At 70.4% G+C, this 13,987-nt stretch carries 15 protein-coding genes; 9 read left to right on the top strand and 6 right to left on the bottom strand.

The annotated features are described in order from the left end of the window. Nucleotides 1-820: hypothetical protein (locus tag VMS22_03090; GenBank protein HXJ32999.1), on the bottom strand; the 820-nt coding region annotated here is incomplete at its 3' end. 60 nt (nt 821-880) lie between these two features. Next, entirely contained in the window at nt 881-2,605 is a 1,725-nt protein-coding gene (locus VMS22_03085) for a hypothetical protein (GenBank protein HXJ32998.1), read from the bottom strand. Between the two features lie 136 nt (nt 2,606-2,741). On the opposite strand from VMS22_03085, the gene VMS22_03080 reads away from it, so the two are divergent. Then, on the top strand, nt 2,742-4,208 hold the full coding sequence (locus VMS22_03080; GenBank protein ID HXJ32997.1) for an NAD(P)/FAD-dependent oxidoreductase: 1,467 nt from the start codon (nt 2,742-2,744) through the stop codon (nt 4,206-4,208). Here VMS22_03080 and VMS22_03075 read toward each other — a convergent pair. Continuing rightward, nucleotides 4,177-6,243 carry a S8 family peptidase gene (locus VMS22_03075; GenBank protein ID HXJ32996.1) on the bottom strand — a complete coding sequence of 689 codons (2,067 nt, stop codon included), beginning with the start codon at nt 6,241-6,243 and terminating at the stop codon, nt 4,177-4,179. The two genes, VMS22_03080 and VMS22_03075, sit on opposite strands and share 32 nt — an antisense overlap. A 103-nt stretch (nt 6,244-6,346) precedes the next feature. On the opposite strand from VMS22_03075, the gene VMS22_03070 reads away from it, so the two are divergent. Further along, nucleotides 6,347-6,895 carry an alpha/beta hydrolase gene (locus VMS22_03070; protein HXJ32995.1) on the top strand — a complete coding sequence of 183 codons (549 nt, stop codon included), beginning with the start codon at nt 6,347-6,349 and terminating at the stop codon, nt 6,893-6,895. Between the two features lie 335 nt (nt 6,896-7,230). Then, the gene (locus VMS22_03065) at nt 7,231-7,527 is read left to right on the top strand and encodes a hypothetical protein (GenBank protein ID HXJ32994.1); all 297 of its coding nucleotides are present in this window, start codon (nt 7,231-7,233) and stop codon (nt 7,525-7,527) included. A 9-nt stretch (nt 7,528-7,536) separates the two neighbouring features. Here the strand turns inward: VMS22_03065 and rlmJ are convergent, their stop codons facing one another. Both rlmJ and VMS22_03055 read right to left on the bottom strand, forming a co-directional pair. After that, nucleotides 7,537-8,415 (bottom strand): 23S rRNA (adenine(2030)-N(6))-methyltransferase RlmJ, encoded by an 879-nt coding sequence (gene rlmJ, locus VMS22_03060; protein ID HXJ32993.1) that lies wholly within the window; start codon nt 8,413-8,415, stop codon nt 7,537-7,539. 95 nt (nt 8,416-8,510) lie between these two features. Next, entirely contained in the window at nt 8,511-8,897 is a 387-nt protein-coding gene (locus tag VMS22_03055) for an HU family DNA-binding protein (GenBank protein HXJ32992.1), read from the bottom strand. A gap of 191 nt (nt 8,898-9,088) precedes the next feature. Here VMS22_03055 and VMS22_03050 point away from each other — a divergent pair, with 191 nt between their 5' ends. Both VMS22_03050 and VMS22_03045 read left to right on the top strand, forming a co-directional pair. Further along, a complete protein-coding gene (locus VMS22_03050) occupies nt 9,089-9,859 on the top strand; it encodes a VCBS repeat-containing protein (protein HXJ32991.1) in 771 nt (256 codons plus the stop codon). After that, on the top strand, nt 9,847-10,383 hold the full coding sequence (locus VMS22_03045) for a VCBS repeat-containing protein (protein HXJ32990.1): 537 nt from the start codon (nt 9,847-9,849) through the stop codon (nt 10,381-10,383). Before VMS22_03050 ends, VMS22_03045 begins: the two co-directional genes overlap by 13 nt. On the opposite strand, the gene VMS22_03040 is transcribed toward VMS22_03045, so the two are convergent. Then, complete coding sequence (locus VMS22_03040) at nt 10,380-10,847, bottom strand: hypothetical protein (GenBank protein HXJ32989.1); 468 nt, start codon at nt 10,845-10,847, stop codon at nt 10,380-10,382. The two genes, VMS22_03045 and VMS22_03040, sit on opposite strands and share 4 nt — an antisense overlap. Nucleotides 10,848-10,978: 131 nt before the next feature. Between VMS22_03040 and VMS22_03035 the strand changes: the two genes are divergently transcribed. From VMS22_03035 to VMS22_03020, 4 genes are all read left to right on the top strand, one after another. Beyond that, on the top strand, nt 10,979-11,626 hold the full coding sequence (locus tag VMS22_03035; protein HXJ32988.1) for a glutathione S-transferase family protein: 648 nt from the start codon (nt 10,979-10,981) through the stop codon (nt 11,624-11,626). Nucleotides 11,627-11,628: 2 nt separating this feature from the next. Further along, a complete protein-coding gene (locus tag VMS22_03030) occupies nt 11,629-12,024 on the top strand; it encodes a DUF4260 domain-containing protein (GenBank protein HXJ32987.1) in 396 nt (131 codons plus the stop codon). Nucleotides 12,025-12,104: 80 nt separating this feature from the next. Then, the gene (locus VMS22_03025) at nt 12,105-13,250 is read left to right on the top strand and encodes an amidohydrolase family protein (protein ID HXJ32986.1); all 1,146 of its coding nucleotides are present in this window, start codon (nt 12,105-12,107) and stop codon (nt 13,248-13,250) included. A gap of 100 nt (nt 13,251-13,350) precedes the next feature. Continuing rightward, nucleotides 13,351-13,980 (top strand): hypothetical protein, encoded by a 630-nt coding sequence (locus tag VMS22_03020; GenBank protein HXJ32985.1) that lies wholly within the window; start codon nt 13,351-13,353, stop codon nt 13,978-13,980. The last annotated feature ends 7 nt before the right edge of the window (nt 13,981-13,987 follow it).

The following is a 13,987-nucleotide window of genomic DNA, read 5'->3' as shown; positions in this document are numbered from 1 at the left end:
TCGCGACGATCTTCACCGCGAGCAGGACGACGACGACGTACGGCACCGCCCCCCACAGCGTGGTCGGGAACTCGAACGAGCCGACGAACATGAGGCGCACGTACTTGAGGAAGAGCTCGACGAGCTGATCGGGATGGACGGCGTAGTTCGCCGCGTGGGTCGAGATGAACGGGAAGTACGTCCCGACGCGCCGGTGCCAGTAGGCGCACGTCGCGGCGTGGACGACGAGGCTCGCGATCGCGAACGCGATCGCGCCGCGCCAGCGGCGTCCGACGAGGTAGTAGAGTCCGAGCGCCGGCAGCGCGTAGACGACCCACAGCTTCACGTAGAAGCCGAACCACAGGCACAGGGCGAGCACGATGCCCTGCCACACGGGCCACCCCTCGAGCAGGACGAGCGCGGTGAAGCCGGCGGCGATCGCGAGCTCCAGGTACGAGTCGTTCGCGCGCACCGTCCCCAGCACCACCTCGAACGGCGCCGTCGCGACCAAGAGGCCGCCGAGGAACGCCTGCAGCCGCGTGTATCGCCACCGCACGAGGATGGCGTAGGCCATGATGGGAAACGTCGACGTGAGGATCCACGTCGGCGCGAGGAACGCCGTCTCCGAGACGCCGAAGAGGAGGAAGGCCAGGTGGTTGAAGATCCAGCCCGCGAAACGGACGTGGAGCTGGTCGGTCAGCAGCGGTCCGTTCGCCAGGATGTGCAGGAGCACCGCGAACTCCTGCGGGTCGTCGCCGAGGATGAGGCCCTGGAGGAGCCACCACCGCACCACGAACGCCGTGGCGAACAGGACCGTGGCGGCGAGCACGTGCACACGCATGGTCGCGTGCGCCGCTAGCGGCCGGACGGCGGGGGTGTCAAGCGCGCGGAGTCGCCGGCGTCAGTGCACGCAGTCCGGAATGTCGTCCGGCCCGCAGTCGGGATCGGTCGTGATGCCACCGTGCCCGCACGGGTCCAGGAACGTGTCGACGACCGGGCCGACGGTCATCGTGCCGACGTGAATCAGGATCGTGTAGTGGAGGTGGACCATCGGACACGAGGGGTGCGCCGGTTCCACGCAGCCGTCCGGGGCGGGCTCGACGTCCGAGAGGCAGATGTTGCCCGCGGGGACGCCCGGAATCTGTGCGAGTGGCACGAGCGCCCGCCCGGGCGGCTGCGTCGTCGTGGTGACGGGCGTGGTCGTCGTGGTCGTCGTCTCGTTGTCGACCTTCCCGGTCGGCGTGCAGAGCATGGCCGACTTCGTGATCTTCACGTCGGCGGTGCCGAACTGGTTCGAGATCGAGACGGTGCGCTTCTCGCGCTGGGGCTTCAAGGCGTAGCACACGAGATGATCGAGCGGGTTGCGGATGCCCTCGCCGTTCTTGCTGACCGGGTTGCAGAGCACGATCGCGCGTCCGGCCTTGTTCTCCTCGGTCTTGAACTGGTCGACCATCCGCACGTCGCGCTTGGCGGGGCCGCCCGGGAACTTGCCCGTGTAGCAGAAGAAGTGGTCGACCTCGATGGCGGCACCCTCGCCGTTCTTCTCGGTCGGCAGACAGAGCAGGCTCGTCTTCTTGGTCGTCACCTGTCCTTGCCCGAACTGGTTGTGGATCGTGACGGTGTGCTTCAGCTTCTCGGGCTTCACCGCGTAGCACGTGAGGTGGTTCGTTTCGTTGTAGAGCGGCTCGTTGCCCTTCGTGCTGGGCGTGCACAGGAACCGCGGCTTCAACACCTGCGCCTGGCGCTGGCCGAACTGATCGAGCAGCGTCACCTGCTGCTTGGTGAACTTCGGGAACTTCGCCGTGTAGCACTTGAAGTGGTCTGGCGGCGACTTCGGGCAGTGCTCGTGGGCGAGACCCGCGACCTGGTAGCAGTCGGGATTCGTCGCCGAGTGGTACGGCGGCAACGAGGCGACCTGGTTCGTCACGTGCACCGGCGCTCCCGGCGGACCGCCGGGCGGCCCGCCCTGCAGGACGGTGCCGCCGACGTCGACGTCGAAGAACACGTCGAAGAAGCTGTCGGCCTTGAAGTCCTTCGTCGGATCGGGGTTCGTGTCGGTCACCTTGCCGACCGAGGTCTGCATCGGGTCCTCGAACACGGTCACCATCACGTCGCCGGTCGGGAGCGCGCAGCCGACGCCGCCCACCACCGTCGCGATGCCGGTGAGCTCCATGGCGAGCATCTCGGTGTCGATCTGGCGCAGGCCGCCGCCCAGGTCGATCGGATCGCCGCGCCGGACCACGGTCGGGCCGTGCGCGTCGAAGTCGACGGTGCAGACGCCGAACGGCGTCGCAAGGTCGTAGCCGTCGAGCGTCATGTGCGAGTCGAAGACGTCGATCCCCGAGGGCGGGAAGACGTCCTCGACCGCGGGCGGAACGAGGCAGCCGGGATCGTCGATGTCGGTCGCGCCGTCGCCGTCGTTGTCGATGCCGTCGAGGCACGCCGGTGGATTGGCGACGCTCTCCGGCGTCTTGGTCGCGTCCGCCGGATCGGAGCCGAGCAGCGTCTCCAACCCATCCAGGTATCCGTCCTGGTCGGTGTCGACCGCCGCGGGCAGTGCGTACGCGAACGTGCCCCAGAGCAGAAGCGTTCCCACGAACCAGCCGCAAGCCGACATGCGAGCCATCGCATTCCCCCCTTCGGCCAAGCGAGCAGGATCCGATCGTCGTTCCCAGGGCGCCGCTACCAACTGAAGGCTCGCGCGTCAACGCGCCCGCGAAGTCGCTTTCCAGGACGGCGGCGGTGGTATACGCCGGCCGATCGTGCCGGACGAAGCTCCCACGATCGCCGTGCTCGGCGCCGGCGTCGCCGGCATCTGCATGGGCATTCAGCTGAAGCGCGCCGGCTTCGAGTCCTTCACGATCTACGAGAAGTCGCCGGACGCGGGTGGCACCTGGCTCGACAACACATACCCCGGCGTCGCGTGCGACGTGCCGTCGCATCTCTACTGCTTCTCGTTCGAGCCGAATCCGGACTGGAGCCGCAAGTACTCGGCGCAGCCGGAGATCCATCGCTACTTGGAGCATTGCATCGAGCGGCACGGCCTGCGGCCGCACATCCGCTACGGCGTCGAGATCGCGGCCGCGCGGTTCGACGAGGCCGCCGGCACGTGGCGCCTGCGCACGGCCGGCGGCGAGGAGATCACCGCCCGGGTGATGGTGAGCGCGACGGGACAGCTGAATCGCCCGCACGTCCCGGCGATCCCGGGGCTCGAGAGCTTCGGCGGCCGCTGGTTCCACTCCGCGCGGTGGGATCACACGCGCGACCTCACGGGGACGAACGTCGCCGTGGTCGGCAACGGCGCCAGCGCCATCCAGTTCGTGCCGTGCATCGCGCCGCTCACGAAGCAGCTCACGATCTACCAGCGCACGCCCAATTGGCTCGTCCCGCGCAACGATCGCGCGTACCGGCCCGCGGAGAAGTGGATCTTCCGGCACGTGCCGCTCGTGAACCGTCTCTATCGGAGCTGGATCTGGCTCATGCTCGAGGCGCGCTTCTTCGGCTTCTTCAAGGACAGCCGTCTCTCGAAGCTGGCCGAGCAGGCCGCACGGCAGCACCTGGAGGCACAGATCACGAACCCCCGCCTGCGCGCGATCCTGACGCCCGACTACCCCGTCGGCTGCAAGCGCATCCTCATCTCCGACGACTACTATCCGGCGCTCGAGCGCCCGAACGTCGAGGTGGTGACCGACGCCGTCGTCCGCGTGACCCGCGACGGCGTCGTCACGCAGGACGGCACGACACGGCCCGCGGACACGATCATATTCGCGACGGGCTTCGAAACGACGACGTTCCTGGCGCCGATGGAGATCGAAGGCGCCGGCGGCCGGCGGCTCTCGGAGGCGTGGCGCGACGGCGCCGAGGCCTACCTCGGCGTCGCGGTGTCCGGCTTTCCCAATCTCTTCATGCTCTACGGTCCGAACACGAACCTCGGCCACAACTCGATCATCTTCATGGTCGAATGCCAGGTGCGCTACGTCATCGCGTGCGTCCGCGCGATCACCGAGCGTCGGCTCGCGTGGCTCGATGTCCGGACGGATGCGATGGCGCGTTTCAACGCCCATCTCCAGGACGATCTCAAGCAGACGGCATGGGATGCGGGCTGCACGAGCTGGTACAAGACGGCGTCGGGGAAGGTCACGAACAACTGGTCCGGCTTCACGCTCGAGTACTGGTGGCGCACGCGCGAGCCCGACTTCAGCGCGTTCGAAGCGCAACCGGCCGGCTGAGCGCCGCATCCTGGTCCGCATCTTCGACCAGCCGGATCTCGGCGGCGAGGTCGTCGCCCGCGGCGACGTCGACGCTCGACTGTCCGAACACCTCGCCCGTCCCGCCGAGTAGGCCGTCGCCGTCACGGTCGGTGCCCGCCGCGAGGACGTAGTGACCCGCGCGCACCCCGCCGAGCGTGAACGCGAAGCCGCGCCCGGCATCGGTGTCGGTCTGTGCGACCACCGTCTGCGTCGCTGGGTCCACGAGCAGGACGAGGATTTCTTCGTCCACGGGAGGTGTCGGAGGCGTGGGCGGGCCCTCGCCGTCGTCCGGGACGGCGCTCTGCGCGGCCAGCACGGCCTTGTGCGCGTTGACGAGGCCGCGGCCGCCGAACCCGCCCGCGAGCGCGTCCGTGAGCGCACCGGCGCGCAGGAGCGCGTCGAGCGCGTCGGGCGTCATGCGCGCGCCGGCATGCGCCTCCATGAACGCCGCCTGCATGAGCGCGACGACGCCGGTCACGTGCGGGGCGGCCATCGAGGTCCCCTGCAGAAAGCCGAAGACGGCCGTGATCGAACCGCTCGTATCGTCGCCGAGCGTGGAGAGAACACCGTCGGCGAAGCCGTCGCGGTCGGTGTCGACGCGCGTGTCGCCGCCGGGCGCCGCGATGTCGACGACGGCGCCGAAGTTCGAATAGAAGGCCTTGGCGCGGGCGAGGTCGACGGCGGCGACGCACACCACCTCCGGAAACGCCGCGGGGCTGAAGCCCGCGGCGTCCACGTCGTCGTTGCCGGCGGCCGCGACGACGATCGTCCCGGCGGCGCGCGCGTCGCGGATCGCCTCCTGCATGGCGGGCGAGACGCCCGGACCACCCAGGGAGAGGTTGATGACGTCGGCGCGCTGCGCGGGACGTTGGCCGGAGACGTTGTCGAGGCCGGCGGCGAAGCGGATGCCCTGCGCGATGTCGAAATCGGAGCCGCCGCCCGCGCCGAGCACGCGGACCGGCATGATGCGCGCGTTCCAGTCGACGCCCGCGACGCCGGTCCCGTCGTCGGTGGCGGCGCCGATCGTGCCGGCGACGTGGGTGCCGTGGAAAGAGGAGGGAACGCTCGGCGTGCCATCGCCGACGTCGAACGGATCGGGGTCGATGCCGTCGCCGTCCTGCGCCACGGTCGGGTCGGAGATGAAGTCGAAGCCGGGGACGAGACGCCCGCGATCGATGTCCGGATGGCCGATCAGGAGTCCCGTGTCGACGACCGCCACGACGACGTCGGGCGAGCCGATGGTCACGTCCCACGCTTCGGGAAGCGAGATGAGCGGGTAGTGCCACTGGAGCGGGAAGAACTCGTCGTTCGGGACGCGCAGGGGCTTCCGGACGTAGTTCGGCTGTGCCCACAGCACGTCGGCGCGCGCTCGCATCGCGGCGACCGCGTCGAGCGTCTCCCGGCGCGGGTCTCCGAGCGAGCGCGCCCCCGGCCGCGCCGGCGGCGCCACGCGGTAGAGCGCGCCGCCGGTACCGTGCGGGTCACCGGCGAGGGGCGAGCCGGCGTCGGGGCCGGCCGGTCCGTTGGAGAGGGCGCGCGCTCCTTGCTCGCGGAAACGAACGATCATCTCGCCCGGCACGAATTCGGCGTCGGCCGCAGAGGCACCGGCTCCGGCGACGACGACCCGCCCGGTGATCGTCGCCGGAACGCTCGCGCTGAACGCGGCGGCGATGCCCGCGCGTCGCGCGCGAACCACGCCGAGGAGCGTCGTGCACCGCGGTGCCTCGGTCGTGGCAGCGAGCCGGACCTTTCCCGCGACGGCGGCGCACGAGCGGAAGACGGCCTTCACGCGCGTCGCTCCACCGCGGCTGGCGATGCGGGCGCGCGTGGTCCCGCACCCGGTGAGCGTGACTGCGCGATCACCGACATCGACGATCTCCGGGCTCACGTCGGCGGCGAGGAGCGGCGCGTCGGCGACGTACGTGCCGCGACAGGGCGGCTCTGCCGCGCCCGCCGTGGCGAGCAGACCGATCGCCAGCAGCCCTGCCCGGATCACGATCACGGATCGTCGCATCGTCGCCTTCCTGTGGCGCGGCGCCGCGCCGTCGTCACTACGCCCGGCGTGCGGGCGCGGATGCGCGATTGGACCTGCCGGACATTCGTGCTTTCGTGCCCGAATGCCCTCGCCGACCGTCCTCGTGCTGCCCGGGTACGGAGACTCCGGCCCGGAGCACTGGCAGACGTTGTGGGAGCGCCGCTTCGGCTACGTCCGGGTGGTGCAGGACGATTGGGAGCACCCCCAGCGCGACGCCTGGGTGGCGAACCTGGATGCGGCCGTCGGTCGCGCGCCGGGCGAGGTCGCCCTCGTCGCCCACAGCCTCGGGTGCGCGCTTGTGGCGCACTGGGCGGCGCGTGCGGCGTGCGACCGCGTCGTCGGAGCGCTGCTCGTAGCGCCTCCGGACGTGGACGAGGTCCGCCACCTCATCCCCGAGGTCGAGAGCTTCTCGCCGGTGCCGCTCGCGTCGCTTCCGTTTCCGGCGATCGTGGTCGCGAGCGCGTCCGATCCCTACATCGAGCCCGGGCAAGCACGCGCGTTCGCAGACGGCTGGGGCGCTCGGCTCGTCGAGCTGGGGGATCGCGGGCACATCAACGCCGAGTCGGGCCTCGGCGAATGGCTCGAAGGGCACCGTCTGCTGGAGGAGCTGCTGGACGCAGGGAGACGGTGAACCATCGGATTTTGCGCGCGTTTCAGTTTGACAGCGGCTCGGAAGAAGCCTATTATCAACCGTAGCTTGCGTCACCGACCTCGGGTTTCTCTCCAAGGCGGTCGACGTGGCGCCACCGACCCGCGAGTGAGGCCTTCGCGTGGTCGGCGCAGGGTCAAGGCCGCGACCGAGGAGGTCCAATGCCCCCCCGACCGTGGGGTTCCGCTTCGCAACCATATTCCGCCCGCGCCCGACCCTTGCCCGCGCCGACGAAGCGTGAGCGGGCTCCGGTCCTGGCCGTGGGTCGTCGGGTGGTGGTGACCTGCGGAAGCCATGGTTCCCGCCGAGTTGCGCTGATGGACTCGACCGGGACGGCTCCGGTGGCGACCGTCCCCCATGGGGCCGAGGTCGAGATCCTGGCCTGGCAGCCCCGCCGGGCTGCCGACCCGCGCTACCGGGTGCGCACCACGAAGGACGGGGTCGAGGGCTGGCTCGAGGCGGCGAGCCTCAAGCCGATCGAGGTTCCGCCGCCCCCGAAGATCGTCGTCGCGCACGCGCCGGCTCCCCCCGCTCCGGCTCCGAAGCGAAGCCCGGCCCGCGAGGCACCGGCGGCCGCCAAGCGTGGCGCGCCGGCCAAGCGCCGCAAGCGCTGATCGCCGCGCTCACGTCCAGGCCTGCATCCTCGCCGACCAGGCGCCCGCGTGCGTCGCGCACCGCTCGCCGATCACGGGTGCGGCGGCGGAGATCGCCTCGAGCGCTCCGTCCGGCGGACGAACCAGGAGGAGACCGCTGCCGTTCAAGCGCTGGCGCTGGTGCTCGAGCGGCGTCGTGACGAGCTCCGCGATCGTTCCCGGCACTCCCGCCGCCGCGAGCTTCGCGATCATCGCGTTCGGCCGCGTGAGACTCTTCACCGGGTACCAGAGCACGACGCACGCGCGACGCGAATGTCGCAGGGCGCGCACGAGCGCATCGGGCACGAGCGTCCAGTCCGCCTTCTGCGTGTAGGGCGGGTCGACGAGCACGACCTGCGCGTCGGCACCGGCTTCGGCGCCGTGGATCGCGCCGCCCAGCGCGGCGAGGCCGTCGCCGCAGACGAGACGCACGCGCGAGTCACTCTTCGTATGCTCGGCGAGGCGCGCGAGCGTCGTATTGTCGCGCTCCCAGAGCGTCAGCTCGGCATTCGCGCCGAGCACGTCGCGCGCGAGCGCGGGCGAGCCCGGATAGCGCGTGGGACGTTCGCCACCGGCGCCGAGGCGGCGGCAGAGCGCGACGTAGCGTGCAACGGCGTCGTCACGCGTCGTCGTCTCGAACGATGCCCACAGACGGCCGATGCCCTCGCTCCATTCGCCGGTCGGGCCGAGTGGATAGAACCCTTCTCCCGCATGGGTTTCCACGTAGGCGACGCGTCGTGCCGCGGCCACGCGGCGCAGGATCTCGACCAGCACGCAATGCTTCCAGACGTCGCCGACGTTGCCGGCGTGGAAGCGGTGGCTGTAGTCGCGCGTGTCGTCGATGCGATAGCGCGATCGGGGCGTGGTCACGAGCGCGTGATGCTACGCGACCAGCGGGCACTCCGATAGCCGGCCGGGGGCGAGATCTCTCGCTCGCACCGGCCGGCTGCGGAAGTGTTCTGCGATCAGACCATCTCTTTCAAGCCCGCGAGCGGCCGGACGCGCACCACGTTGCGCGCCGGCTTCGCCTTGAACATCACCTGCTCCTTCGTGAACGGGTTGATGCCCATGTGCGCCTTGGTTGCGGGCTTGCGCTTGACGGTGATGCGCATGAGACCGGGCACCTTGAAGACGCCGGCTCCGCCCTTCGACAGATCGGCCTTGATGACGGCCCCGAGCGCGTGGAACACCGACGCCACGTCACGCCGGTGAATGCCGACGCTGTCCGCGATCGTCCGGAAGACGTCGCCCTTGCTGCGCGGCTTGGACGACGCGCCGATCTTGAGCGGCTTGCTGAGGTTCAGCTTCGACTGAGCCCGAACCGGTGACGCCTTCGCTGCCTTCTTCGCCATATCCACATCCTTTCCCCTGGGTAAAAACGACCGGATTGAGGGCCCCGCATAGGTCGTGGCGAAGAGAAAGACAAGCGCTACGGCCCAAAAAATGCGACTTTTGACGGGGAAAGCGAGCGCGTGGCGCGGCGCATTGTCTCGCCGGCGATTGCCAAGACCGCTCCGGCTCGGGTAGACGACGCGTCCCGACGATGCCCTCGTCACGCGCCGCCGCCCTCCTCGTCGTGCTGTTCGTGGCGATGCCCGCCGTCGCCAAGGTGCCGCTCCAGGTCTGCAAGGAGAGCTGTGCCGCGCGCGTGGACGGGGACTGCGGCGGCCTCGCGAAGAAGAAGCAGCAGAAGCGCTGCCGCACGAAGCTCTGGCGGCAGTGCCGGCGCGGCCGGATCGTGTGCACGGCCACGGGGACGACCCTGAGGCCGGGGTCGGGCTGCGTCACGACGTTCGTGGTGGGACCCCAGCTCGCCGGGGGCACCGACCAGGCCGTCGCCGGCGCCGACTTGAATGGCGACGGGAAGCGCGACCTGCTGCTCGCCGCCAACCCGAGCGTCATGGTGCGTCTCGGCAACGGCGACGGCACGTTCGGGGAGCTCACCGGGGTCGACGTCGGCGGCGACGTCCACGGCATTGCGGTCGCCGACCTCGACGGGAACGGCACGGTGGATCTGGCGGCGGCGAACTTCATGAGCGACCCGCCGCCCACCGGACCCAGCACGGTGGTGAACGTGTCGGTCCTCATGGGGAGGGGGGACGGGAGCTTCGAGGGCCCCATCCCGTACTTCGTGGGTACCCGCGACTTCCACGACGTCGTCGCAGCCGATTTCAACGGGGACAACAAGCCAGACCTGGTCGTGGCGACCCAGCCGTCGGTGGTCGTGCTGCTGAACAACGGCAACGGCACGTTCGCGGGCAAGGTCAGTACCCCTCGGCCGACATCGGCCGGGCCGTTGCGGTGGCGGACCTGAACGGTGATGGGAAGCTCGACCTGGCCGCGACCGGCGGCGGTCCGCCCGGCGGCCGGGGTGTCGTCGCCGTCCTGCTCGGCGACGGCAGCGGGGGGTTCGGCCCCCCGGTGTCCTACCAGGTGGGCCGGTTCCCCTACTCGATCGTGGCCGGGGACGTGAACGGCGACGGCAAGATCGATCTGGCGACGGCGAACAACAACTCCTCGGACCTGAGCATCCTGCTCGGCCACGGCGACGGGACCTTCGGCTCGAGCGTCGAGTACTACGCCGGCGGCCTGCCCACCTCGCTCGCCGGGGGCGATTTCAACGGCGACGGCCGGCTCGACTTCGTGATCTCGGCCGGGCCGAACGCGACCGTCGGCCTCTTCACCGGCAATGGGGACGGCACGTTCGCGAACGTCGTGGGCACGTTCACCAGCGGGTCGGCGGCGCTGGCGTCCGCGGACTTCGACGGCGACGGGAAGCCCGACGTCGCGACGGCGACCCTCACGGGTCAGCGCGTGCTGCTCAGCCGCTGTCTCTAGCGCGCCTGCTTCGGCCCGTCGTAGGTCTTGCCGTTCCAGTGGCGGACCGGGAACTTCCCGAACCCGGGTCCGCCGACCTCGATGTCGGGCCAGCCCTGGCGTTTGGTCGCGAGCGCCGTCGGCACGCCGGCCTCCTCCAGGAGCGCGCGCCAGGCGCCGCTCTCGTCCTTCGTGACGAGGACGAAGAACTGCTCGGTGTTGCCGTAGCAGAAGGTGCTGCTCTCGGTGACCCAGGCCTCGGGGCGGCCGTCGCCATTCAAATCGACGACCTCGATCTTGCCGGGCACGTACGACGCGGTCGGCGGGTCCTCCTCGCAGCGGACGTACTGGTTGCCGCGTGCCTTGAACCGCGCCGCCTTGAAGACCGCGACACGATCCTGCGGCGTGAGCGCCGCGGGCGGCGGCGCCGCGACGGCCATGGCGGCCAGGCCGGCGAGCAGCGCGACGGCAATCTCGTACCTCATGGTGACGTTCCCCCTCCGTGGAATGACGGCGAAGCGCGAAGCTAGCGGGCCACGCCTCGTGCGACAACGCCTGCGCGTCGCTTGCACCAGTCGGCGTCCCGCTCTACCCGGATCTCCAGAGGAGGTCCGTCATGCTGCGATTCTTCTTCGCGTCCGGCTCGCCGTTCGCGTGGCGCGTGCACCTGGCCCTGGTCGAGAAGGCGATCGAGCACCAGGCCGTGCTCCTGAGCTTCCAGGCGGGCGACTTGAAGAAGGCCGAGTACGTCGCGATCAGCCCGCATGCCAAGGTGCCCGCTCTCGTCGCCGGCGACCTCGCGCTGTACGAGTCGCAACCGATCCTCGAGTACCTGGAGGATCGCCATCCTGCGCCGCCGCTCCTTCCCTCCGACCCGGCCGGTCGGGCCCTCGTCCGGATCGAGGAGACCGAGTGCACGCTGTACTTCTTCGAGGCCTTCAGCGCGCTCGCGCGGCAGGTGTTCTTCACGCCGGCGGACGAGCGGGACCAGAAGGCGATCGACGCGGGACGCGCCGCGGTCCGCGCACAGCTGGGGCGAGTGGATGGGCGCGCGGCCAAGCGCGGCGGCGACTTCGTCATGGGCAAGACGTTCACCCGCGCCGACACGAGCTGGCTGCCGTTCGTCGAGCTCGCGGGTCGGGCGGGCATCGACGTCGGCGGCGTCGCGCCGTGGATCGGCGCCTGGCGCGACCGGATGCGCGCGCGCCCGAGCTACGACAAGACCTACCCGCCACACTGGCGGACGTCGCCGCCGCCGGTGTGACGATGACCGGCGAACCGGGTGTGGTCACGGGATTCCCGGCGGTCCTGCTTCGCAGCGAGGGCGGCGCGCTGCTCGCGCTGTCGCTCTTCTTCTATCCGGCGTTCGGGTGGTCGTGGCTCCTCTACGTCGTCCTGCTGCTGGCGCCGGACGTCGGGATGCTCGGCTATCTCGGCGGGACGCGCGTCGGCGCCGTTGCCTACAACGCCGTCCATACGTACGCGCTTCCGGCCGCGCTCGGCGCCGCGGGTGTCGCCATGGGGAACGGGACGGCCTGCGCGATCGCCCTCATCTGGCTCGGACACATCGGCATGGACCGGCTGCTCGGGTTCGGGCTCAAGTACCCGACGAGCTTCCACCACACGCACCTGGGGATGCTGGGCGGCCGCGCGCGTTCGTGAGGTGGCGGTCGCTGGATCGCCGTGCCGCCGGTGGACTAGGCTGACCGCATGACGGCGTCTTCCGTGGAACCTGGCGCGCGATGACCTACGAGATCGTCCGCTTTCCCTACGACGGCACCATCGACGCCGACGGCCACGTGCTCGAGTCGGCGACGCTCTGGGAGGACTATCTCGAGGAGAAATACCGGACGCGCGCGCTTCGCATCCGCGTCGACGACGCCGGGCTCGAGTACCTGGAGATCGACGGCAAGCCGTCCGCCCGAACGCGCGACGGCTCGCTCGGGCTCCTCGGCGCCATGGGCGACGCCACGGCGCGGCCCGCGCCGGATCGTCGCTACGCGACCTCCATGCCCTTCGGCGCGGGCGACGCGCGTGAACGCGTCCGGCTCCTCGACCGGGAGAACCTCGCGAAGAGCATCCTCTATCCGACGATCGGGCTCCTGTGGGAGTGCGAGCTCGAGGATCCCGAGCTCACGCTCGCCTACCAGCGCGCCTACAACCGCTGGATCGCCGACTTCTGTCGCGACTCCGGGGGGCGGCTCGTTCCCATCGCGCACCTGACGCTGCTCGATCCGGTCGGCTCCGCCGACGAGCTCGAGCGCGCGGTCGCCGACGGGTGCAGGGGCGCGTTCGTGGCGCCGTTCACGCACTCGCGCAAGGCGCACGGACACCCGGACCATGACGCCCTCTACGCGCGCGCGGCGGCGCTCGGCGTGCCGCTCGCGATCCATCCGACCTTCGAGCCGTTCTGGGCCGCACCGGTCCGCTTCAAGCGTCTCGGTCGTGCGCGCGACTTCTTCTACAACGTCATGCTGCGCCAGGGCGTGCAGCAGGCCTATCTCTCGTGCATCGCGCTCGGGACGCTCGACCGCTTCCCGACCCTGCGACTCGGCGTGCTCGAGTCGGGCGCGGGCTGGATCGGGTCCTTCCTCGATCGTGCGAACGCCGTAGCGGAGGTGGGGCAGGGTCTGCCGGCCGGCCTGACACGACGGCCAAGCGACTACTTCCGCGAGCAGTGCTTCATCTCCGCCGATCCGGACGAGACCGCCGCGCCCTGGATCGTCGACCACGTGGGCGCCGACTGCTTCATCTGGGCGACGGACTTTCCCCACCCGGACCACCCCGGCACGTGGGCACGCGCGCTGGAGCGGTTCGTGGCCCCGCTCTCGGCCGAGACGCGCGCCAAGGTCCTCGGACGGAACGTGGCCCGGATCTACGGTCTGTAGACGGGCTCCCTCGCACTCGATGGGGCGCCGGCAGACCCGCATCCCCCCCTGCATCCGTGGCGAGGCCCCGTGCGTAGTGGCTCCGGAAGGAGACCACGACATGACCCCGCGCACCATCCAGACCCTCGCGTTCGCGTCCATCATGCTGCTCGCCGGCGTCGCCGGCGCTGCCGAGGCGAGGAGCACGAGATTCCGCGCCAGGATGCACGGAGCCCTCGCCCAGAGCGGCGTCACCTCCGACGAGATCGCCGACGGGGCGATCGGCTGCGCCGACCTCGCGCCGGAGGTCCAGCCTCCGGGCTGCGCGGAGCCTGGCAGCGATCCCGAGACGGCGGGCGTGCAGAACGTCTTCGTCGACGGCTTCACCCAGACCGACAAGGACCTTCCGAGCACGCCGTCGGCGAACACCCCGGCCGCCTCGATCGCCAAGCTCACCGTCAGCGACGGCAACCACGTCATCTTCGCGTCGATCGTGTGGTCGGCGAGCCCGACCGACTTCAGCGGCATCGTGACCTGTCACCTGGTCCCGCCGAACGGTCCCAACTCGAAGGCCGAATTCATCGGTCACGGCGTGACCACCAGTACGCTCTTCGTGCAGACGACGAACGTCGGCCCCGGCGTCGTCGACTTCCGGTGCAGCGACCAGGATCCGGGGAGCACCGTCCGCTACCGCTTCCTCCAGCTCACGGCGATCCCGGTTCCGGCACTCACGCGGACGCAGCTGCCGTAGTCGCCGA

This window comes from Candidatus Eisenbacteria bacterium, from assembly GCA_035577985.1.
GTDB lineage: Bacteria > Desulfobacterota > Binatia > DP-6 > DP-6 > DATJZY01.
Note: the sequence above shows the minus strand (reverse complement) of the source record. Positions and strands in the feature narration are given on the sequence as shown.

Excerpts from the sequence above, each read along its gene's own strand:
- VMS22_03085 (HXJ32998.1), bottom strand. The coding sequence starts at position 2,605 with ATGGCTCGCATGTCGGCTTGCGGCTGGTTCGTGGGAACGCTTCTGCTC.
- VMS22_03075 (HXJ32996.1), bottom strand. The coding sequence starts at position 6,243 with ATGCGACGATCCGTGATCGTGATCCGGGCAGGGCTGCTGGCGATCGGT.
- VMS22_03070 (HXJ32995.1), top strand. The coding sequence starts at position 6,347 with ATGCCCTCGCCGACCGTCCTCGTGCTGCCCGGGTACGGAGACTCCGGC.
- VMS22_03065 (HXJ32994.1), top strand. The coding sequence starts at position 7,231 with ATGGACTCGACCGGGACGGCTCCGGTGGCGACCGTCCCCCATGGGGCC.
- VMS22_03055 (HXJ32992.1), bottom strand. The coding sequence starts at position 8,897 with ATGGCGAAGAAGGCAGCGAAGGCGTCACCGGTTCGGGCTCAGTCGAAG.
- VMS22_03050 (HXJ32991.1), top strand. The coding sequence starts at position 9,089 with ATGCCCTCGTCACGCGCCGCCGCCCTCCTCGTCGTGCTGTTCGTGGCG.
- VMS22_03040 (HXJ32989.1), bottom strand. The coding sequence starts at position 10,847 with ATGAGGTACGAGATTGCCGTCGCGCTGCTCGCCGGCCTGGCCGCCATG.
- VMS22_03035 (HXJ32988.1), top strand. The coding sequence starts at position 10,979 with ATGCTGCGATTCTTCTTCGCGTCCGGCTCGCCGTTCGCGTGGCGCGTG.
- VMS22_03030 (HXJ32987.1), top strand. The coding sequence starts at position 11,629 with ATGACCGGCGAACCGGGTGTGGTCACGGGATTCCCGGCGGTCCTGCTT.
- VMS22_03025 (HXJ32986.1), top strand. The coding sequence starts at position 12,105 with ATGACCTACGAGATCGTCCGCTTTCCCTACGACGGCACCATCGACGCC.
- VMS22_03020 (HXJ32985.1), top strand. The coding sequence starts at position 13,351 with ATGACCCCGCGCACCATCCAGACCCTCGCGTTCGCGTCCATCATGCTG.